This window comes from Spirosoma foliorum, from assembly GCF_014117325.1.
GTDB classification, from domain to species: Bacteria; Bacteroidota; Bacteroidia; order Cytophagales; family Spirosomataceae; genus Spirosoma; species Spirosoma foliorum.
The window spans coordinates 8173215-8193541 of record NZ_CP059732.1; the positions used below are offsets into that span (position 1 = coordinate 8173215).

21 protein-coding genes are annotated in these 20327 nt (G+C 46.2%); 10 read left to right on the forward strand and 11 right to left on the reverse strand.

The window, feature by feature from the left end; genetic code table 11:
- Window positions 1-8 precede the first annotated feature (8 nt).
- From H3H32_RS34455 to H3H32_RS34470, 4 genes are all read left to right on the forward strand, one after another.
- A complete protein-coding gene (locus H3H32_RS34455; RefSeq protein WP_182460224.1) occupies window positions 9-2177 on the forward strand; it encodes an alpha-glucuronidase family glycosyl hydrolase in 2169 nt (722 codons plus the stop codon).
- On the forward strand, window positions 2177-2980 hold the full coding sequence (locus tag H3H32_RS34460) for an SDR family NAD(P)-dependent oxidoreductase (RefSeq protein WP_182460225.1): 804 nt from the start codon (window positions 2177-2179) through the stop codon (window positions 2978-2980). Before H3H32_RS34455 ends, H3H32_RS34460 begins: the two co-directional genes overlap by 1 nt.
- 73 nt (window positions 2981-3053) lie before the next feature.
- Window positions 3054-4136, forward strand: coding sequence for an endo-1,4-beta-xylanase (locus H3H32_RS34465; RefSeq protein ID WP_182460226.1), 1083 nt, complete (start codon window positions 3054-3056; stop codon window positions 4134-4136).
- A 124-nt stretch (window positions 4137-4260) separates the two neighbouring features.
- A complete protein-coding gene (locus H3H32_RS34470) occupies window positions 4261-5502 on the forward strand; it encodes an alkaline phosphatase family protein (protein ID WP_182460227.1) in 1242 nt (413 codons plus the stop codon).
- A 127-nt stretch (window positions 5503-5629) separates the two neighbouring features.
- Here the strand turns inward: H3H32_RS34470 and H3H32_RS34475 are convergent, their stop codons facing one another.
- Together H3H32_RS34475 and H3H32_RS34480 are read right to left on the reverse strand one after the other, a co-directional pair.
- Window positions 5630-6085 (reverse strand): DUF2147 domain-containing protein, encoded by a 456-nt coding sequence (locus H3H32_RS34475; RefSeq protein ID WP_182460228.1) that lies wholly within the window; start codon window positions 6083-6085, stop codon window positions 5630-5632.
- A gap of 230 nt (window positions 6086-6315) precedes the next feature.
- On the reverse strand, window positions 6316-6768 hold the full coding sequence (locus tag H3H32_RS34480) for a hypothetical protein (protein WP_182460229.1): 453 nt from the start codon (window positions 6766-6768) through the stop codon (window positions 6316-6318).
- Window positions 6769-6880: 112 nt separating this feature from the next.
- On the opposite strand from H3H32_RS34480, the gene H3H32_RS34485 reads away from it, so the two are divergent.
- From H3H32_RS34485 to H3H32_RS34495, 3 genes are all read left to right on the forward strand, one after another.
- Window positions 6881-7177 (forward strand): SCP2 sterol-binding domain-containing protein, encoded by a 297-nt coding sequence (locus tag H3H32_RS34485; protein ID WP_182460230.1) that lies wholly within the window; start codon window positions 6881-6883, stop codon window positions 7175-7177.
- A gap of 129 nt (window positions 7178-7306) precedes the next feature.
- The gene (locus tag H3H32_RS34490) at window positions 7307-8737 is read left to right on the forward strand and encodes a Gfo/Idh/MocA family protein (RefSeq protein ID WP_182460231.1); all 1431 of its coding nucleotides are present in this window, start codon (window positions 7307-7309) and stop codon (window positions 8735-8737) included.
- Window positions 8738-8863: 126 nt separating this feature from the next.
- Window positions 8864-10837: a sensor histidine kinase gene (locus tag H3H32_RS34495; protein ID WP_182460232.1), complete on the forward strand. Its 1974-nt coding sequence runs from the start codon at window positions 8864-8866 to the stop codon at window positions 10835-10837.
- A 9-nt stretch (window positions 10838-10846) separates the two neighbouring features.
- On the opposite strand, the gene H3H32_RS34500 is transcribed toward H3H32_RS34495, so the two are convergent.
- The 4 genes from H3H32_RS34500 to H3H32_RS34515 form a co-directional block, all read right to left on the reverse strand.
- On the reverse strand, window positions 10847-11575 hold the full coding sequence (locus H3H32_RS34500) for a carbohydrate-binding protein (protein WP_182460233.1): 729 nt from the start codon (window positions 11573-11575) through the stop codon (window positions 10847-10849).
- Between the two features lie 29 nt (window positions 11576-11604).
- Window positions 11605-12336: a 3-keto-disaccharide hydrolase gene (locus tag H3H32_RS34505; protein WP_182460234.1), complete on the reverse strand. Its 732-nt coding sequence runs from the start codon at window positions 12334-12336 to the stop codon at window positions 11605-11607.
- Between the two features lie 728 nt (window positions 12337-13064).
- Window positions 13065-13757, reverse strand: coding sequence for a LytR/AlgR family response regulator transcription factor (locus tag H3H32_RS34510; RefSeq protein ID WP_182460235.1), 693 nt, complete (start codon window positions 13755-13757; stop codon window positions 13065-13067).
- Window positions 13754-14179, reverse strand: a complete 426-nt coding sequence (locus tag H3H32_RS34515; protein ID WP_182460236.1) for an Hpt domain-containing protein — start codon at window positions 14177-14179, stop codon at window positions 13754-13756. The genes H3H32_RS34510 and H3H32_RS34515 overlap by 4 nt, the downstream gene beginning before the upstream one ends.
- Before the next feature lie 317 nt (window positions 14180-14496).
- Between H3H32_RS34515 and H3H32_RS34520 the strand changes: the two genes are divergently transcribed.
- The 3 genes from H3H32_RS34520 to H3H32_RS34530 all read left to right on the forward strand — a co-directional run bounded on the left by H3H32_RS34520 (window position 14497) and on the right by H3H32_RS34530 (window position 15671).
- Window positions 14497-15042 carry an RNA polymerase sigma factor gene (locus H3H32_RS34520; protein ID WP_182460237.1) on the forward strand — a complete coding sequence of 182 codons (546 nt, stop codon included), beginning with the start codon at window positions 14497-14499 and terminating at the stop codon, window positions 15040-15042.
- Between the two features lie 159 nt (window positions 15043-15201).
- On the forward strand, window positions 15202-15450 hold the full coding sequence (locus H3H32_RS34525; RefSeq protein ID WP_182460238.1) for a hypothetical protein: 249 nt from the start codon (window positions 15202-15204) through the stop codon (window positions 15448-15450).
- An 80-nt stretch (window positions 15451-15530) separates the two neighbouring features.
- A complete protein-coding gene (locus H3H32_RS34530) occupies window positions 15531-15671 on the forward strand; it encodes a hypothetical protein (protein WP_182460239.1) in 141 nt (46 codons plus the stop codon).
- A gap of 482 nt (window positions 15672-16153) precedes the next feature.
- Here H3H32_RS34530 and H3H32_RS34535 read toward each other — a convergent pair whose 3' ends face one another.
- The 5 genes from H3H32_RS34535 to H3H32_RS34555 form a co-directional block, all read right to left on the reverse strand.
- Window positions 16154-16903, reverse strand: coding sequence for a cupin domain-containing protein (locus H3H32_RS34535; protein ID WP_182460240.1), 750 nt, complete (start codon window positions 16901-16903; stop codon window positions 16154-16156).
- A 36-nt stretch (window positions 16904-16939) separates the two neighbouring features.
- A complete protein-coding gene (locus tag H3H32_RS34540; protein ID WP_182460241.1) occupies window positions 16940-17449 on the reverse strand; it encodes a hypothetical protein in 510 nt (169 codons plus the stop codon).
- Between the two features lie 106 nt (window positions 17450-17555).
- A complete protein-coding gene (locus tag H3H32_RS34545) occupies window positions 17556-18779 on the reverse strand; it encodes a hypothetical protein (RefSeq protein ID WP_182460242.1) in 1224 nt (407 codons plus the stop codon).
- Window positions 18760-19335, reverse strand: a complete 576-nt coding sequence (locus tag H3H32_RS34550) for an RNA polymerase sigma factor (protein WP_182460243.1) — start codon at window positions 19333-19335, stop codon at window positions 18760-18762. Before H3H32_RS34550 ends, H3H32_RS34545 begins: the two co-directional genes overlap by 20 nt.
- Window positions 19336-19733: 398 nt before the next feature.
- Window positions 19734-20288, reverse strand: coding sequence for a hypothetical protein (locus H3H32_RS34555; RefSeq protein WP_182460244.1), 555 nt, complete (start codon window positions 20286-20288; stop codon window positions 19734-19736).
- Window positions 20289-20327 lie beyond the last annotated feature (39 nt).

Here is a 20327-nt window from a genome sequence, read left to right on the forward strand (position 1 = left end):
TACTAAAAATGAAACGATTAATTTTCTGCCTTTTACTACTCAGTAATCTGGCTCACGCTGACGATGGCTATCGCCTTTGGCTGAAATACGACCTAATTAAAGACGTAGCCAAACGAGAGGAGTACGCCCGCTCGTGCCAGTTTATTGCCGTAAGCAATCAAAGCCCGATTTTGAAATCAGCTGCTGATGAGTTGCAAATGGGCTTACAGGGATTATTAGGAAAATCTATCCCTATTGTTGCCAGTGCTGGAAGTCGAACAGGAGGTGTACTTTTGACCGTCAGTAAAGACGCTAGCGCAGATCCGCAGCAACTAACACAGGAAGGCTATCGGATTACAAGCCGAACGACTATCAATATTGCAAGCAAATCGGATAAGGGGATACTCTATGGCGTTTTCGCCTTACTGCGACAAGTACAAATGGGCCAGCCAATTGCTAATCTTTCTCTGAATAGCAATCCCAAAATCCGCTACCGGCTGCTCAATCACTGGGACAATACGAACGGAACGATCGAGCGTGGGTATGCAGGTGAGTCACTTTGGAAATGGTATGAACTACCTGCCACGGTTGATCCGCGCTACCGTGATTACGCCCGTGCTAATGCCTCAATCGGTATCAATGGAACCGTTGTCAATAATGTGAATGCCAGTGCCCGCTTTCTAACTGCCGAGTATTTAGAAAAGGTAGCTGCCCTCGCCAATGTCTTTCGAGCTTACGGAATACGGGTGTATTTGTCGGTTTATTTTCCGGCTCCGAAAACTATTGGTGGACTAAAAACGGCCGATCCACTCGACCCTGAAGTGCGAAAATGGTGGGCCGATAAAACCAACGAGATTTACAAACTCATTCCCGATTTTGGCGGATTTCTGGTCAAAGCTAACTCCGAAGGTGAGCCAGGGCCACAAGATTATGGACGTACTCATGCTGACGGCGCTAACATGCTGGCCGAAGCCCTGACTCCCTACGATGGCATTGTGATGTGGCGCGCCTTCGTCTACAAAGCCGACCCCAAGGCAGATCGGTTTAAAGCCGCTCACGAAGAATTTACCCCTCTCGATGGCAAATTCGACAAGAAGGTGATTATTCAGGTCAAGAACGGCCCGATTGATTTTCAGCCGCGCGAACCCTTCTCCCCCTTGTTTGGGAATATGCCCAAAACGCCCCTGTCGATGGAGTTTCAGATTACGCAGGAGTACACGGGTTTTGCAACGCATTGGGTCTATGAAGCACCAATTTTTAAAGAATGTCTGGAATCAGATACTTACATAAAAGGTAAAGTAGAAGCATCCCCAGAACCCACCTTAGGTAAATTTGTCGTGAGAGGTAAAGATTTACCAGTCGATCCATCAACTGTTGCGCGAGTAATCGACGGAAGTTTGCACGGCTATAAAATGACCGCCATTGCGGGGGTAGCTAATACAGGCTCCGACCGAAACTGGACCGGCAACCCGATGGCACAAGCCAACTGGTATGCCTACGGACGACTGGCTTGGGATCATACCTTGTCGTCGGAAGCCATTGCTAACGAGTGGATCAAGATGACCCTCACCAGCGAACCGAAAGCCGTTAAGACCATTGCGAATTTGATGCTGAAATCGCGGGAGATTTACGTTGACTATAACACGCCCATCGGTTTGTCTCGTCCGTGGTCGGGTGTACATTTTGCGCCTGAACCCTGGCAGGAAAAAAGCGCTCGTCCCGATTGGACCGCCATCTACTACCATCGGGCCGACTCCATTGGGCTTGGTTTCGACCGGACAGCTACGGGTAGCAATGCGCTGGCACAGTACAGACCAGAAGTTCAGAAACAATGGAATAACCCGGAAACCTGCCCGCTGCCCTATTTACTCTGGTTTCATCATGTGCCGTGGACCAAAAAGCTAAGTTCTGGCCGAACGCTTTGGGATGAACTCTGTACCCGTTTCTATACGGGTGCCGATTCGGTTAGGTGGATGCAGCAGCAATGGGCGCAGGTCAAACCAGCCATTGATCCTGAAATTTTTGCCGATGTAACGGGGCGGTTGGCAACTCAACACAAGGAAGCCATCTGGTGGCGCGATTCTTGGATTTTGTATCTCCAGACCTACTCCAAACAACCCATCCCAGCCCCTTTCCCGAAACCAGAACGGACGCTGGAGGATGTTAAACGCTTATCCGAAATTTATAAATTACGCTAGTGGAACAAATACACAATACCCCCGTCGACGGTCAGCCGTCACCCAATTATTCTGTTTTTTCGCTCGAAGGTAAACTTGCCCTGATCACCGGGGGAGGCAGTGGTATCGGTCTCGATATTGCCCGTTGTATGGTGCAGGCTGGAGGGCGCGTTGTTATCACTGGTCGGCGGGAACAGCCGTTACAAGAGGCCGTTGTCACTTTGGGCGAACGGGCTCATTACATGGTTAATGACGTAACGAATCGGGCCTCGTTAGATGAATTGGTCGAGCAAATTGAATCGACGTATGGCCCCATTGATACACTGGTGAACAATGCCGGGATCAACATGAAAAAACCCGCATTGGAAGTCACCGATGAAGATTTCGACCGAATTGTCCATACGAACCTGAACTCGGTTTTTAGCCTGACCCGCGCCTGTGCCAAACGAATGATGGCTCGCAAAAGTGGTTCCATTATTATGATATCGTCGATGGCAGCCTACTACGGCATTGACCGGGTGGCGGCTTATGCAGCGTCTAAATCCGGGGTGGAGGGTATGGTGAAGGTGCTGGCGTCGGAGTTTTCCGGCAATGGGGTTCGGGTCAATGCCATTGCGCCCGGTTTCATTGAGACTGCGATGAGTAAAACGGCGATGGGTGGCGACCCCGACCGTTTCGCTCGTGCCATGCGCCGGACACCGATGGGAAAATTTGGTCAACCCGAAGACATCGGCTGGGCCGCTGTTTTCCTGGCTTCCGAAGCCGCCAAATACATCACTGGGGCTTCTTTGCCGGTCGATGGCGGCAATTCGATTGGGTTTTAAAACTCCCTTGTTGGTGATTGTGGTGTCGGGTTGAAGAACCCGACACCACAATACGACAAATTAGCTCGCAATTATGAACCAACGCTTCATCTATTCATTGCTCATTGGCGCGATAGTATTACTCGGTTCAGCCCTAAAACCGCACTTAGTTGAACCGACGCTCAAATCCGCCTATAAAGATTATTTCCCAATTGGTGTAGCGGTTGGCCCTCGAAATCTGGTCGGCCCGGAAGCCGAGTTGATTCTCAGGCAGTTCAACAGCCTGACGGCGGAGAACGCGATGAAAATGGGGCCCATTCACCCGGAAGAAAATACGTACTACTGGAAAGATGCGGATGCCATTGTCGACTTTGCGCAGAAACACGGCATGAAAGTTCGGGGGCATAACCTGTGCTGGCATCAGCAAACGCCGAAATGGCTGTTCACGGATGCGGAGGGTAAAACGGTATCGAAAGAGGTTTTGCTGAAACGTTTGAAAGATCACATTACCGAAGTGGTAACCCGTTATAAAGGCAAGATTTATCAGTGGGATGTCGTGAACGAAGCCATTGATGATAACGCCCAGAAATTTCTGCGCGATTCGCCCTGGTCGCAGATATGCGGAGAGGAATTCATTGCAAAAGCCTTTGAATACGCTCACGAAGCCGACCCTAACGCGCAACTCGTGTATAACGACTACAATACCGAGCGGCCTAGCAAGCGCGACCGTATTTATCAGTTGCTGAAGAAGTTAGTCGATGCGAAAGTGCCTATTCATGGGGTTGGCTTGCAGGGGCATTGGTCAATTTACGAACCGGGTGAGCTAGCACTGGAGGCTGCGATTGACAAATTTTCGTCGTTGGGCCTGAAGGTACAGATCACCGAACTGGACGTATCGGTCTATCCGGCAGAGCAGGGTGGTCGACGCGACAAACGGCCTGACGAGTCGGATGCGTTTACGCCAGAGATGGCACAGAAACAGGAAGAGCAGTATCGGAATGTATTTCGGATTTTCCGTGAAAAGAAACAGGAGATTACAGGCGTAACCTTCTGGAATGTCTCTGACAAACATTCGTGGTTGGACTCGCATCCGGTAGCGGGTCGCAAAAACTACCCGCTGCTGTTTGATGCCAACCTAAAGCCGAAGAAAGCGTATTATGAAGTTGTGAAGTTTTGACAGGTTTCTCGCAGGTGTTTACAACAAGTTCTACTTTTGACAGGATTAACAGGATAAAACAGGATTTTCTATCTCACTTTTTAAATCCTGTTTTATCCTGTTAATCCTGTCAAAAATTTACATTATGAAACGAACATCGACATTACGACTTTTAATGGGTGGGTTGCTGCTCTTTACTCACTACAGCTGGGGGCAAACGAAACCCAAAAAAGCCCTGTTTGTCATTGTTGATGGGATTCCGGCAGATGTGATTGAAAAGCAACCCACGCGAAACCTCAAAGCCATTGCCAAAGAAGGCGGTTATGCACGGGCGTATGTTGGCGGGCAGAAAAACACGTATTCACAGACACCAACCATCTCGGCAGTGGGTTATAATAGTCTGCTTACGGGTACCTGGGTCAACAAACACAATGTATGGGACAATAGCATTAAAGCCCCCAATTATCAGTATTGGACCATCTTTCGCTTTTTTGAAAGCCAGTATCCCTTCAAAAAAAGTGCTGTCTTCTCCACTTGGCTCGATAATCGAACCAAGTTAATCGGCGAAGATTTACCACAAACCGGCCACCTCCGAATCGATTATTCATTCGATGGATTGGAGCACGATACTTTACTATATCGGCACGATAAAGAGTCGGAGTATATCCATCAGATTGATGAGAAGGTTGTCAACGAAGCCGCTCAGTATATTCAAAATGAAAGCCCCGATTTAGCGTGGGTGTACCTCGAATATACCGATGATATGGGACATAAATACGGCGACAGTGAGCAGTTCTACAAAGCCGTCAACATTATGGATGACCAAATTGGGAGGCTTTGGAAGGCCATCCAATATCGTCAGAAAACCTATAGCGAAGACTGGCAACTGTTCATCACTACCGATCACGGGCGAACGGTTGAAACGGGTAAAAACCACGGTGGCCAATCGGATCGGGAGCGAGCCACCTGGATCGTGACCAATGCCAAAGACCTGAATAGTCAGTTTAAAAAGAACACGCCCGGTATTGTCGATATTATGCCAACATTGGCTCGTCATCTGCAACTGACAATTCCGAAGGAACAGGCTTTTGAAATAGATGGCGTTCCGCTAACTGGTAAACTGTCGATTGTGGAGCCAACTGTTAAAAAAGAGGGAAGCAAGATTGCCTTGAATTGGAAAGCGGTGGAACCAGAGGGAACCGTAAAAGTCTGGGTTTCGACCACCAATCACTTCGAAGAAGGCAAGCGCGACGACTACAGATTGCTTGGTGAATTTCCTGTAAAAGCAGAAGCGGCAATGATCGATGTATCGACCTTTCCCAAAGGGTTCTTTAAGATCGTATTGGAAGGACGGTATAATCACCTATCGCGTTGGATTGTTGAGTGAGATGTATTATTGTGATTTTTGTCATCTCGACGAGAGATCTCAAGGTAGTGATATTGAGATCTCTCGTCGAGATGACAAAAATAGAATGGTTAATAAGAGTCTGAATCTCGAATACAGGCTAAAAAATCTACTGCACGCGTGTCCAGGTTTTTGATTTTCCCAGAAAACTCAAGCCCATAACGTAACCGCGCAGATCAATGGCATTTGGGCCTTTGAGCGATACTTCGCAGCTGTAGGTCTTGCCATCTTCAGGGTTATAAATCTCTCCGTCGCCCCAGGTATTATTGCCTTTATATGTCAGATTCGTCAACAAGACTACCTGCATAAGCGGGCGGTTTCGCAGTTTTTCGTCAGGATTTTCTTTATCGACTTTTGGTTTTCCGGTGCCCGGCTCGTTAGGTTCCAGCATCCAGACTAGTTTGCCATAGTATTTATTACCCTGTTTATAAATCTGAACCTGATTTCTCTTTTTGGAACTGAGCCATTTGCCTAAAAGCGCATCGGGATCGTCGGCTTTGGAAGCGAAGGAAGCCAATGAAAAGCAAACGATCAGGAACAACGTGGTTAAGCGTAACGGGTTCATACGTGAGTGTTTTTAGTATACAGGACTTTGGTAAAAAAAACGGGCCATAGTTTAATTAAGGGGCAAGATTAATTATGGTTCGCTGTTGCGATGGCACGGCTTTTTGCCAAAGTCCTGTTATATAAACGTATGAAAAGAGGTTTTGTCGATTGGCACGTTAAATAATTCGTTTACATACGCCATATCTTGAAGATATTGCATATGTAAAACTGCCCCAAAATCGACTAGAATTAATGCATTTCCTTGAGTGAAAGCCAGTATAGTCCGGCGAAAATGATACTAAAAAACGCACCGAAGGACGTATTTAAGGCAACGACGCCACCTAGAATGATCGGTAACACAAGGCCAACAGCGACCCCCGCTACATAAATCCAGAAGCCTACCCGTTGAAGCCGAAACATGAGTATGGCCCCAATGAGTGTGAGCAACGAATAACCGAATTGTGCAATGGCCAGTGATTTCACCTGAACAGGATCGCTGGGAGTAGGTGCATCGCCCGCCGATCGGTCTTCATAATACGTGTCGACCTTTTTTTCTTTCTTAGGCTCTTTGCTGGGGCCTTCTACGTAGGTTGTTTCAGATACCGCATCGGTTTGAAAGAATGAAACAGCAGAGTCGACTAAACCCCAGGCACAGCTGAGAAATGTGAGAATGCAGAGGAGAGTTAAATATTGAGAACGCATAAGTAACGCGGACATCCTGTCCGCAAGAGAATTTGGCGGACAGGATGTCCGCGTTACGTAGAAACCTTATTTTCGCGGCTGAGTTTCTTTTCAACAACGAAATCCAAATCTGATGACTCTGCAAGAACTAACCGAGCAAACTCGGAACAAAGTTACACACGCCGACAGTATCAACGCTACAGTTAAGCTTGTAACTGATCAGGGTGTTGTTTATATCGACGCTACGCAATCGCCTGCCACGGTCTCAAACGACGATAAACCCGCCGATTGCGAACTACAAATAACGATCGATAATCTCGTTAAAATGAGCACTGGCGATCTTAATCCGATGATGGCCGTCATGATGGGCAAGCTCAAAATCAAAGGTGATATGGGCATCGCCATGAAAATGGGCCAGATTATGGGGTAAAAAATAATGATGAATTATGAATGATAAATGAAGAGTAGGCATGACGAATCAGTAGTAGCGCTGATTTCTAGGCTTACTACATTCTCTGAAGAGAAGTCTGCATTTATCATTCATAATTCATCATTAACTATGCCCTCTCGTCGTAAATTTCTGGAAGGTAGTGCAGTAGCTGCTGCCAGTTTCTTTATTGTGCCGCGTCATGTGCTGGGTGGAAAGCTGGCGGATGGTTCGCGGATTATTGCCCCATCGGATAAGCTCAATATTGCCGCTGTGGGCTGTGGCGGCAAGGCCGATGTGAATATCCGATTGGCCTATAATAATGGTTCCGACAACTTCGTAGCCTTATGCGATGTCGATGATCGACAAGCGAAAAAATTCCGCGCTAAGTTTCCCAACGCTCCCTATTTTCAGGATTACCGCGAAATGTTCGATAAGGCGGGTAAGACCTTCGACGCCGTAATTGTCAGTACGCCCGACCATATGCACGCACCCATAGCGATGGCGGCTATGAAAATGGGCAAGCATGTGTATGTTGAAAAGCCACTCACGCACGACATTTACGAGGCCCGGATGCTGACCGAAGCTGCCCAAAAATATAAAGTCGTCACCCAGATGGGTAATCAGGGGAGTTCGGGCGATGCTACGCGCATCATCGAAACCGCTATCCAGAACAAAATGATTGGTCATGTGCATACAGTGTATTGCTGGACCAATCGACCCGTATGGCCGCAGGGCGTTAAGTCGCCGAGAGAGAAAGGCGAATCGCAGCCCATTCCACTCGAAGTGAACTGGCCGCTTTGGCTGGGTACGGCTCCAACCCGCGATTATCACGAAGCCTACATGCCTACGCGTTGGCGCGGTTACTGGGATTTCGGAACAGGTGCGCTTGGCGACATGGGATGTCATTTCATGGATGTTCCTTTCCGAGCCCTGAAACTCAAATACCCAACGTCTGTTGAGTGTAGTGTCGGCTCGGTCTATTCCGATTTTTTCAAAGAAGCATTTTATGACGATAGTTGCCCGCCCTCTTCAGCCATTCACCTAACGTTTCCATCGGAAGACAAGAAGGTGAAAGAGATTAAATTTTCGTGGTTCGATGGGGGGATTCGTCCGCAACTTCCTGAAGGGATAGACTATAACGATGTGTTCCGGGAAATCGACGGAGGAATGCTGTTTATCGGCACCAAAGGAATGCTGACGGGTGGTCTCTTTGGGAATGATCCTAAGTTATTGCCTGCCGACAAGTTTAGCGGTAAAGAACTGCCAAAGCCTGAAAAGCCACTGGTAGAGGGTAAAACAGAAGGCCATCAGCAACAGTGGGTAAAGGCCTGCAAACAGGGATTTGGTGCCTATACCTCCTCGTCATTCGATCAGTCGGGACCACTGACCGAAACCGTATTGATGGGTAATCTGGCTACGCGCTCCTATCTGGCTCGCGAAGGAGGGAAATTCACGGGTCGTAAAAAACTGTTCTGGGACGGCGACAATATGAAAATCACCAATTTCGACTACGCCAACCAGTTTGTTCGGCGGCAATATAACGGCGGGTATACATTGTAAAGAGTGAAAGAATGAATGAGTGAAAGAGTGGCTAGCGCATGACTTTCACCGCACAGTCACTCTTTCACTCATTCATTCTTTCACTCTTTAAATAAATTCATACATTAGTGGTACCTCGGATCACTGATGAGACGCTTTCGCCAATTTGTATTTTCATTTCTGACCTGTTGTTTACTGGCTTTCCGGCTAACGGCACAGCCATTGAGCAGTCAGCCTGTCATTGCGCTACCTGAGCACGATGAGCGGGTGTCATTGAGTGGGCGACTAGCTTATTTACACGATTCTTCACATACCCAGACCATCGCCGACGTTATCAAGTTGGCTACAGGGGCCACTTTTCAGCCAATAACATCGCCTGTTCCTAACTTTGGTATTATTACGGGTACCAAGTTGGCTGAACCAATATGGATACGATTTCGGCCCCAGAATCAATCGCATAAGGAGCAGAAATGGCTTACTGAAATCGATTTCTGGTGTTTCGATGAGCTTCAGCTTTTTGTGGTCGACGCCAATAATCAGGTGTTGTCAACCTCACCAGTAATGGGATGGAAAGTACGGGCTGATCAACGAATCCGCTCTCACCGTCATTTCTGGTTTCCGTTTACTGTTCCCGCCCAGCAAAACGTAACGGTTTATTTACGAGTACTGAAACATCGGGGTACGCAAATTGTCCCCGTCGAACTCGTTCAGGAGTCGGCCTATAACTCATTCGTACAGCGTAGCTATTTATATTGGGGAGGAGTGCTGTTTACGCTGACGTTTGTGGCGTTTATGAGCCTGATTTTTTTTCTGACGACATTCGACCGAATCTATTCGAAGTATATTTTTTGTCTGTTGGGCCTCGTTGGGTTTTTCTTTATCAACGATGGATTTATGAACCAGTTTGCGTTCGATGCGCAGTTCTGGATGCCCAGGCAGAATGTTTACTTTTTGTTTCCGCTGATTCTGTTTTATTCCCAGCTGACTTTTGTTCGTACGTTCCTGAGCCTTCGAAACACGCCATCACATCGTTGGCATATAATCGGGACGTGGGTTCTTTTTGGGGGCGTTGCTTGCCTGATTGTCTTAACCGCGGAGTGGTTTGTTCCGTTGACACCTACCCTGGAGTTGGTCATGATCCGGGCGTTTTCGGCACTTTACTGGCTCCCACTGCCCGTTATTATCGCTTATATCGTCGTTAGCATCGTTCGAGGATATCATGTCGGCGAAGCCTGGTTGTATTCGTTGGCTGTGTTGCCGTTTTATACCTTAAACCTCGCGCAGGTTTTTTCCAATTTTGGTGTATTGCCCACTTATGAGCCCGTTGCCAATTTTGCCTATTATGCACCAGCCGCTTTGTTTGAAGTGCTCATGTTAACGGTTGCCCTGGCTTATCGCTATAAAATGGACCGCGATCAAACCGAGCGCCTTGTCAAAGAAAGTATCGTTCAGCAGCAGCGAGCGTATCAGTCTGAAGTGCAGACGCTGGCCTTGAAAAATAGCTTGCTCGTCGAAAAAGAGCGTATCGCCCGTGATCTTCATGATAATGTGGGAGCGCATCTGGCGTTTATTGTCACAAACCTGACGCAGATTAGCGATCAGGCGGAGAAACAGTCGGTTAAAGATGGCAAACAATGGGCGAGTCGATTGCGGAATATTGTGATGCACACCCGCGAAGCTGTCAAACTCCTGCGCGAAACCATCTGGGCGATTCACCAGGAAAGTTTTACGGTGGAGGAGTTTGGTGAGCGACTTGATCAATATATCAATCGCTACTTTCATCAGGACGACGGCCTGAACGTCGATGTAGTGGTAACGGGTTCGCAAACGCAGCGACTTTCGTCTACACAGGTGCTGAATCTATTTCGAATTGTGCAGGAGGCATTGACCAATGTTGTCAAACATGCCCAGGCCTCTACCGCTACGGTTCAGTTGCAGGTTAGCCCCAGTGGCCATATCAATCTACAGATTCATGACGACGGTCGGGGTTTTACGTGGGCTAATGGAGCGATTTCCAGCCACCATTACGGACTGCAAAATATGCAGACCCGCGCGCAGGAGCTAGGTGGTACATTCCGGGTTTTTGCGGATAACGGGACAACAGTCGAGGTAGAAATCTGAGGGCTAAACTTACTTGCCTGCTGGCATTTCTTTAACCAACACAAAATCCAGATAAGCCAGGTTTGAGCCTTTGTTATAGTGCAAGGTTAGCAGGTTGGACCCGGCAACCGGAAAAGTAATTTCACCTACTGTAGCCTGTGTCCAGCGATGATAGTCGCCTGTGTTTTCGGGCATTACCAGATCAACCGCCTTTTGGTTATTGAGCCATAACGACGATTTATTGTCCTGAAAACCGTAGACGGTGATGATTCGGTACTGGCCTGGTACTTGTACGTTAACGGTATAATTCGTCCATTCGCCATCTTCCTGCCAGCCAATGTATAACTGGTTCACTTTAGGATCGACTTTATTCGGATGATTGAAATCAGCGAAGTCCTTCGTGAACGAAATATCGACACCTTCTTTTTCTCTGAAATGCACCAGGTATTCTGGAACACCTGGTCGTTGGTGGTCGGGTTTACGATTTAGCTCGCCACTGCCCTTATTAATCGGGTCCGTGTCATGATAAGCAACGCCTTCGCCCCCCAGATCATAATACGCTAACTCAACCCGACCAGGGATTAATTGGGCACCCTTGGTATAGTCGGCATCTCGAAATGGCTTTCCTTTATACGATTTGGGGATTTGAGCCATAACAGATGAGGTCGCGAGTAGCAACAGGACTGCTGTGCATAGGACTGCCCCATAGCGGCTAGTGGTACTGAACTGGCATGAAGGCGTTAATCGGTCGTATTTCATGTGTAATGGAGATCAATCTGGAGAAAGGGCTAGTTTTTGCTGAGTGGCTTTACCGATACCTCCTTGAAGAAAACAACATCGTGTTCGCCGTGATTCTGTAAGCCTATATAACCTTCATTGGGCCGCAGGCCACGGTAAGGCTCAAAATCGAATTTGCGTGCCGGAACAGGGTCGCCTTCTTTATAATCGGTCACTTTTACCCCGTTGACCGAGATGATGGTGCGCGGACCGTTGAGCGTAATCTCCATTGTGTTCCATTCCGGGCCGGGTTTGCCGGGTTTGGCTAGTGGCTTGTTTAAGGAGTAAAGCGTTCCCGTTATGTGGGTATCATCTTCCTTAGAGGTTTCGGGGTGGTTGTCAATTTGTACTTCGTAGCCATAGTGCACGGGCATCCATTCTTCACGAGGTTCGAGGGGTATTCGTATATAAACACCCGAATTGCTATTCGTTTTCTGCATTTTGTAAACCACTCGGATGGTGCAGTTGCCGAATTTTTCTTTTGTCCAGTATAACAAACCCATACCCCCATGCCCGCGAATGAGGCCATTTTCGACAGACATACTGCCTTTACCTACATGTTTCCAGCCGGTTAAATCGGTACCGTTAAAAAGCTGTCGCCAGCCGTTGGCTGTGTTGGGCTGAGCTTGTTGGGTAATTCTGGGCGATTCATTCCGAATGGGTGGCGTAGCAGCCAGACCATAGGTAGTTACTAAGAGAAGATTACTGACAATCAGCCAATGGTTGGCGACTCTGTTTTTCATAATCACAGGTAATAAGAGCTTTCTAACTGATTTATTGCTATTGGCTAATCTCGGCTGATAGCAAATAAAATCGGAAGCGGGCGCGTGGGTATAATCTACTCACGTACAGCCCTTACGTAGAGCTAACACCTTGAATGATAGCAACAAAAAGGCCATGCTTCAAGGTGAGCATGGCCTTCACGTTTTCTTAACCTAAACTCCATTGCAATGCTGCTATCCTATGAATTAGTACTGGCTGAGTGCATTAATGGAAACACAATGGCGTTAAGTCAACTACTATACCAAAAAGATAAGTAGTTGATATATAGGTAGATGTGATTAGTTGGTCGAAGCTGAAGTGTACGATTGTGGACACGGAACGTCCATTTTAGTACATCCGGAAATACTCGGGTTTTGCATTTATTTTTATCCGACGTCTGGGAGCGATCAGCAGACTTCGGGTGGCCTTTCTTGGCGGTCAGATGAGGCATATGTTTATGCCTGATTTGTTGTCAATTATGCCATTTAATAAATCTATAGTGACTGATATGGTGATTATAGTCTAAAATAGAGAAGCATTCCTCATAATTAACTGTCATGCACACACGCAGTAGGCACTCAACTCTGTTAAACTACATTATCTATACACTGCTGGCTATGGCTATTGTTACATTAGGTGTAATTGCCGCAATATAAGCCGCAGGTTTTGATTAGATTACTTAGTAATTGATTGATTATGAGTAATCTAATTATAGTAAATTCAAGCGACTCATTAGCTCGGACTTGTTAGCGCGGCTGATGGGAATCACTTTCGACGCTACGACCAGGTTACTTTCTTCAATATCTACAATCTTATCCAGGTTGATGATGTAGGACCGATGGACGCGTAGAAATTGGGTGCCTAGTTTCTCTTCCAGCGATTTCATGGTTGTATAAACCACAAATGACTGGCTATTGGTCTGGATTTTCACATAGTCTCCCGTATTTTCAATATACATAATTGAATCGTAGGGTACACGAACGTAGCGGCCATCACTCTTTACGTAGATGGCTTTCTTGTCGCCCATCTGGACTTGCTCCTGTTTTTTCTGAGCGGCCAGTGCCTTTTCAACGGCTAGTTTGAAGCGAAGCTGGGCGATGGGTTTTTTTAAATAATCGGTAACTTGGTATTGAAAGGCATCAAATGCATAATCGGTTTTGCTCGTTGTCAGAATGACTTGCGGCATAATAGGAAGCCGATCCAGTAAGTCAAAACCAGACAATTCTGGCATTTCGACATCCAGCCAGAGCAGATCGATTTCCTGATCGGCCAATACAGTCAATGCCTGAGTTGCGTTTTCACAAATAGCTATTATCTGCAATGACTCATGTTGCTCACAGAGCCGTTGCAATGCCTTACGAGCCATTGTTTCATCATCAACGATTATACACCTAAGAATCATAACTTATTAGTTGTCAGAAGGCGCTCCCACTCGGTCTGTATCAGCGTTTTTTTACTGAGTAGACTGTTATAGAACAAGCGCCAATAATTCCGAACCTGTTTGGGCTCGACTTTTGTAATGATTAATCTCTCTAACTGAGCCAGTGCGGTTTCCAGATCCGACAAGCCAACCATACCCAGTGTAGGTCTTAGCTTATGAGCTAGTTGGCGTCCTTCTTCCCAGCGTTGCTCCTGCATTAACTCATTAAATTCATTGAACTCGGGCAATACATCGTCTAAAAACGTCTCGAACATGGTGGCGGCATAGTCTGCATCCTCGCCATACAATTCGCTTAGTCGATCTCTATCCAGCGTATTCGTAATCTGTATTGCTTCATCATTCTGATCCATGTGATTTAGCCCAATACTTGTAGTAATGATCATAAGTGTGCAATAAATTCATTTCCTACATTATAAGTATAATATTAGGTACTAATGTAAATAATTATTGAGGTTAGGATGTGTTTTTAATGAGAATATATTATAAAAAATAGTGACTCCTGGTTTTATTCCTGCCAATCCGCTGCCAGTGCGGGCAGTGGAAAAACCTCAGTTGAGGTATATTGATCGAGCGAAAAGAAACCAATAATTACCCAAAAACCGCCGATTCGTGCTATTCATCGAATACTAGTCACTAATCGATTACATAACTAGCAATTTTATTCCACTAAACTACATGTCTACAACTACAAAACGCATTTATGTCCACTGCATTAACCGACGAAGCGCTGATCCGGCAATACATGCCAGAGCATCCTAATCAATGTTTCGAAACCCTGTATAATCGGTACGCTAATAAAGTATATCGTCAGTGTTTATCTATTACTAAAGACACGGACAATGCCCATGACTTTACGCACGACATCTTTATCAAGATGTTCAGTAAATTAGATACTTTTCATGAACGGTCAACTTTCTCTACCTGGCTGTACTCAATTACATTCAATTACTGTGCCGGACAACTTCGTTTAGCCAAACGGCTTCCCCTCTCGCCACTTGAAGAGACGGATGGCCAGGATACGGCAGTCGATAGCCAGGAGACTCAAAATCAGGAACATTCGCTTCAAGTGCTTCAGCAGGCTATGTCCAGTCTGTCAACGAATGAGCAGACGCTCCTAAAACTCAAGTATGAGCAAGGCATGCGGATTGAGGAAATTGCTGAATTATACGATCTGAAGATCAGTACCGTTAAAATGAGAATTAAGCGAAGCCGCGAAAAGGTTTACCGATTGTGTGCGTACCAATAATTGCTGGGTGGTTTGATGTCGGTGATCCATTGACAAGTAGTGAACTTGCGTATAGACAGGAACCGCTGAGAACAAGTACCATTTTTTACCAGAAATCTCTGTATTTACAACCTAATGGATGTTTTCTGGTTAATAGGAGAAACATAACGCTCTTTTTCTATGGCAAAACGTAAATTGGCCGCTAAGCCTACCGACGATGAGCCAATGGCTCATTTCAATGATGTATTTGCGCTAGATAATGTTATCCAACTGCGGGTAGCCGTTGACCAGGCAGTATACGGAGAGACGCCGACAGATTTGTCTGACGATGTAAAGAGGGCTCAGGTTGTTGAAGGATTAACCACCCTTGGCCAGATGGGTCTTTTAACGGAGACTGATATTGAAGAGGCTAAGAAGAGCTATTTATAAGCTGATTAAGGCAAGGAGTATGCCCCGTTTTTGGTACGGACTTTGCTTGCAATGGAGTAGTTCCATGTTCCATTGCTGTTATGAAAATACGTATCATTGTTACCACTGATATTACGAAAACTGACCTGACCAATATAGGTGCCTGGGTGCTTTTACTGATCCTTACGGGTCTTTTCTGGTACGGCATTGGCCAGCTTTGCTTCAAAGCCTTGTGGCTGTAGTTAACCTTGGCAGCCTATAATCTTTACCTGATATAAGCAGTATCCCATACTGCACTTTTAAGCAATAGACGCCTGGCTAGTAAGGATGTACACTGCTTTGCGCTATTTGGTGAATACCAAAATTTGCCGATTAATCATCTACCTGAGCCGAAAAAAACACTACATAGAGCCAATTTCGTCAGTTTATACTGCATACGGTATTGGTAGACGTGTTGGAAAGTAGACCACTTTTGGAGGCAACAAACCGTTGTAATTGTATAATCGTAGGTTTTTATTGTAAGTTTTATTAATGTATTTGCGTATTCGGTAACTAGTGCCTTATTTCATATCGAAATAAATACTGCTACCGTACTGCTGCTAATAGCTTACTATCCTAGAAATTATCTTAGTAAACCAAGTCCCTGCTAGTAATTGCTAGTAGGGACTTTTTTATGTCATGGCTGGCTATCAGCTGATTACGAAAACGACAGCCACCTGTATAGTCAAAATTGAAGCGACAAATAAGTGCTGCCTGTTGGGCTGTCTGGGCGAATACTGTGGGGTACTTCTGAATCAATAAAAATAAGATCCCCAGCCTGAACTTCTTTTTCCCGTCCTGCAATATGCATTTGAACGGGATTCTTGAGGATAAGTATGACTTCCGCAGCTCGGTGCTTATGAACTGGCGGATTTTCTAAGCCAGACTTGAGAGTCGTCAACTGCATAGCCACGCGACTACTCATGATTGTAGGGTAGGGGACTAACTGCTGTTTACTGCCCTCAGTGGTAGGAGTAGTGGCAACGCCCTGCCAATCGACCCAGAAGGAGCCACCCACCAACCGATACAAATCCAGGTCTGGCACTTCGTTAGAGGTGTATCTGAGCTCATAATACGTAAGGGGTTGGGCCGTTTTATTTTCCACTCGGTACTCATCACCAGGCATAACGATAGCCAGATTGCCGGGCTTTAGCGCCTTGTGTTTATCGCCCAATGATAGGGTAAGTTCACCCGATTTGACGAGCAATAGTACCTCTTCATCGAGCTGTTGAACGGCTTGGGCAGGCTGGTTGGGGCCTATTGTTATGGATTGAATGAGGAAGTGGGAGTAATCTCGGGTGGTTCCTTCGAATAAGGTTTTCTCCTGATAATCAGTTGGTAAAGGCGTATGCGAATAGACGTTTGATACGCTAGCCTGCGAGAATGCTGGAAAGTAGGCTAAAACACTGACCCAGAAAATCAGGAAGAATCTCATTGACAAGGGAGCTACTGGAATTATCCCCCGAAGGTACTACTCCTCTTCGTGTTTCTTCAGTAGTTGCACCACCTTTCCATTCTCAACAAGCTTGGTTTTCAAAATGGCCTGCTTGGGAATGGAAAACAGCAGCATAGGCTGACTTGTAAAGGACTGCGGGTTATGTGTTAGCGTTGTATCAGCCATTCGAATGTACCGAATGGTTAGGATAGAATCCTGCACAAATACTTTACTGACAGATAGTTTTGGTGGCTTGTTCGTTGGCGAAAGGGCGATGCCTATTACCATTTCTTTCGCGAAATTCACTACATCGGGGCGCTTGCTGGTAGCGCCAGGTTTGAAAACTTGGCCAAACGTTTCGGCCTGTTCAAATACAAACAAGGTGGGTTTTCCTTTATTGACAGGAGTATCGTTACTTAGAAAATAACCATTAAGCAGTCGGTACGTTAAATTAATCTGGGCGAACGTAACTATACTAAAAATCAGGCTGATAAAGAGAAGAGTAGATAAACGGAGATGACGTTTAATTGATGAAAAAAGAGGCATAACCAAATACAAGCTTTACGGAAATTCTATTTCCTATTAACGCCCGATCGCTGTATTCGGTACATATATGAACAAAAAAAGATAAGTACTTTTTTCTGAGAATACCTCATAGCCAAAGAAAACCCAGAAAATTCCTTGGTCGATGATTAAATGGGGTAGGCTTAAACTGCTTCGTACGAGGTCTATATCGATAATAAACTGAGCCAACCCGGAGTGTAGTGGATTTCGATAAGCGGCTGGGAATGAGATCGTCTTCGAGAGTGTGTAAACTCCCTCGGGTCTGGCTGGCAATCGTGTAATAATTTGGCTGGAAAGCTAGTGTCGTATCGCTACCTGTTGTTCCGCAAAGCACTACATGAACAGGTTTTCGAACGTTAGCCAATAAGGCCATGTCTTTAACGGCACTCATGTTATCGGCAATTAGAATCAGGTGCTTTGCGTCGGGAAATGCCTGTTGGGCCTTTAAGAGGGCTTCTATATCATTTTCTGCATCGTCTTTGTTTTGAATTGTATTGCGGGCAGCTTCTACCAAAACGGGTAATCCTTGCGTGGGATTGAGTTCATGCGTAATGAACATACGACCCGCTGGCCCACCCGGTCGAGTTTGCTGACCCAGACTATCGCAGTCTGTAAAGAATACCAAACCCTTTATGTCCGGATTTCGGGCATTTTTCTTAAACCAGGCGAATAGCTGAGTCGTGTATGGATACATACTGGTTGTAAGATCGCAGACAATTACGGCCTCAGGCCATGCGCGCAGGTTGCGGGCTAGTGCCTGATACGACGTTGAATCCGAGCCAAAATCGCCCGTTAGTATTTGTTGTTTTATCGTTGTCTCTTCCGGGCTGAACGCAACAGGTTGGCTATAGTGAATCTTGTCGGTTAAGTTAGTCGGCTGGCTTTTTATATCTGAGAGACTCAAAAGCAAATTGGGTAGATGAACCGTTCCCGATTCGGCGCTCTGCATGGCTTTGGCTGGATTACGCTTCGATAGAGTTGGTACTAGTTTGTGTTGAGCTAAATCACTTGGTAAAGAGCTGACTACAGAAGGTATTGCCGTCGCTTGATTCTCCTCCCGTTGCGGTGTTTTGTTCGTGCTTGTGACCTTGTTTGCATAGGCGATTTTATCCATTGGCTGCCGAAGAATAAACCAGCTAAGAAACCCCAGGAGCACCAAACTCCCGCTTCCCCACATGCTCCAACGCATCCATAGCCGACGACGTAGCGTTCGTTGGAGCGCTACCCAATCGGTTGGATTGTAGTCGGGACGATAGGCGTCCATTGACTGACGTACCCAGTCATGGAGCGGTTTATCGGTTTGTTCGCTCATGGGTAGTGGGAAGTTGATTGATCAATGCCTGACGTAATAATCGGTTTGCTTCGGATAGGTGTGCCCTTGATGTGCTTTCAGCAATGTTGAGTTGGTCCGCAATTTCACGGTGCGAATAGCCTTCAAGAACGTATAAACTGAAGACCATACGGTATGGGGTTGGTAATTGATGCAATACAGTTAGAATGTGTTCGACCGAAAGCTGCGAAAAAATAGCTTCTTCATTTAGATAAGGTTCTTCAAGGCTATAGTCAACCGAATCTGTTGAGACTTCCAAAGCCCGTTTCCGGTTTCGGCGGTAATAATCAATAGCCGTATTGACCATAATGCGCCTTAACCACGGTACAACTACGGCTTCGTTTTTGAGTTCATCCATATGCCGAAATGCCTTCAGAAAACCATCGTTCAGCATTTCACGAGCATCTTCCCGATCGCTGGCATAGGCCAGACAAACCGACAAGGCATAGCTGTAGAAGCGTTCATAAAACGCTTGCCTGGCAGCCTCCCGACCTCGTCGACAGTCTTTGAGAATATCAGTTAATGGACGTTCTGTCAAGTTGAAAGAACCGTTGAGTATGAATTACTGGCAACCCAAATACGTATAGGTTTCGATGGTGGTCTAGTCCTGATCGCTTGCCGATGGATAGTTAACGATTTTGGTGATGTTTGTTACATAGCCTTGTGCATTGGTTTGTACGATCGATTTATTTTAGGAATAAGGCTGCATGGTGGAAGTAGGGTCAATAGTTGACCTGTAAAGACATAGACGAACAACGCGTAGAAAACGCTGGCGGGAAATTTTATTTTTTTTTGGATTGGAGATTTGTGGTGTCGGTTATAAGTAACCGACACTTTTAGGTTTCTCAAAACCTATAGGTGCAAACAGTAGGTTTTGAGAAACCTAAAACGTCAGGTGTAAGCACCTGACGCCACATTGGGATGTTGGAGAAAAAACTAGTTCTGAGAGGCTGTTGGCGTGAGCGGGTTATGGATATTCATACCGGCTACGTTGAAACAGGAGTTTTGATTATCACTTTTACACTCGAACAAATCGAAGGATTCCACGCCCTTATCCAGCCGCTCGAAGTACAAGACAAACGGGACTTTTTCGTCGTTCTTAATTTCGCGGGAGTCGGGCGTCATGGGTATGCCTTCTGTTTTGAGGAGGGCATAGGTCTTTTTGCCATCGGCCGAAGCAAGCACCGCTTTTGGGTTAAAAGAGATACTACTGGTTCCGAAGTAATTATTGTCGCGGGCGGTTCGGTCTTTGCCGAATGTCAGATATAAAACGGTGTAGCTGGCCGTCAACTTTATATCCGTTACCCGAATATCGGGGTCCTGCGAGTGCCCAAGACCACCCTGTGGGTCTGGATATAATCGAGACTGCACAACTGCCATAGGCTGGTTGTGTTGATAATATTCGGCACCATCGGCAGGAGCATTAATTGCCGATGGTCGATTCGAAATGCAACCAGAAACGAGCAGAACGAGGGCGTAGAATGCTTTCATACAGGTAAATTACTGGCTTTCGACTGAATAACCAAGAAC

Coding starts and splice junctions, on each gene's coding strand:
- H3H32_RS34455 (WP_182460224.1), top strand. CDS start 9: ATGAAACGATTAATTTTCTGCCTTTTACTACTCAGTAATCTGGCTCAC.
- H3H32_RS34465 (WP_182460226.1), top strand. CDS start 3,054: ATGAACCAACGCTTCATCTATTCATTGCTCATTGGCGCGATAGTATTA.
- H3H32_RS34470 (WP_182460227.1), top strand. CDS start 4,261: ATGAAACGAACATCGACATTACGACTTTTAATGGGTGGGTTGCTGCTC.
- H3H32_RS34475 (WP_182460228.1), bottom strand. CDS start 6,085: ATGAACCCGTTACGCTTAACCACGTTGTTCCTGATCGTTTGCTTTTCA.
- H3H32_RS34480 (WP_182460229.1), bottom strand. CDS start 6,768: ATGCGTTCTCAATATTTAACTCTCCTCTGCATTCTCACATTTCTCAGC.
- H3H32_RS34485 (WP_182460230.1), top strand. CDS start 6,881: ATGACTCTGCAAGAACTAACCGAGCAAACTCGGAACAAAGTTACACAC.
- H3H32_RS34490 (WP_182460231.1), top strand. CDS start 7,307: ATGCCCTCTCGTCGTAAATTTCTGGAAGGTAGTGCAGTAGCTGCTGCC.
- H3H32_RS34495 (WP_182460232.1), top strand. CDS start 8,864: ATGAGACGCTTTCGCCAATTTGTATTTTCATTTCTGACCTGTTGTTTA.
- H3H32_RS34500 (WP_182460233.1), bottom strand. CDS start 11,575: ATGAAATACGACCGATTAACGCCTTCATGCCAGTTCAGTACCACTAGC.
- H3H32_RS34505 (WP_182460234.1), bottom strand. CDS start 12,336: ATGAAAAACAGAGTCGCCAACCATTGGCTGATTGTCAGTAATCTTCTC.
- H3H32_RS34510 (WP_182460235.1), bottom strand. CDS start 13,757: ATGATTCTTAGGTGTATAATCGTTGATGATGAAACAATGGCTCGTAAG.
- H3H32_RS34515 (WP_182460236.1), bottom strand. CDS start 14,179: ATGATCATTACTACAAGTATTGGGCTAAATCACATGGATCAGAATGAT.
- H3H32_RS34520 (WP_182460237.1), top strand. CDS start 14,497: ATGTCCACTGCATTAACCGACGAAGCGCTGATCCGGCAATACATGCCA.
- H3H32_RS34525 (WP_182460238.1), top strand. CDS start 15,202: ATGGCAAAACGTAAATTGGCCGCTAAGCCTACCGACGATGAGCCAATG.
- H3H32_RS34530 (WP_182460239.1), top strand. CDS start 15,531: ATGAAAATACGTATCATTGTTACCACTGATATTACGAAAACTGACCTG.
- H3H32_RS34535 (WP_182460240.1), bottom strand. CDS start 16,903: ATGAGATTCTTCCTGATTTTCTGGGTCAGTGTTTTAGCCTACTTTCCA.
- H3H32_RS34540 (WP_182460241.1), bottom strand. CDS start 17,449: ATGCCTCTTTTTTCATCAATTAAACGTCATCTCCGTTTATCTACTCTT.
- H3H32_RS34545 (WP_182460242.1), bottom strand. CDS start 18,779: ATGAGCGAACAAACCGATAAACCGCTCCATGACTGGGTACGTCAGTCA.
- H3H32_RS34555 (WP_182460244.1), bottom strand. CDS start 20,288: ATGAAAGCATTCTACGCCCTCGTTCTGCTCGTTTCTGGTTGCATTTCG.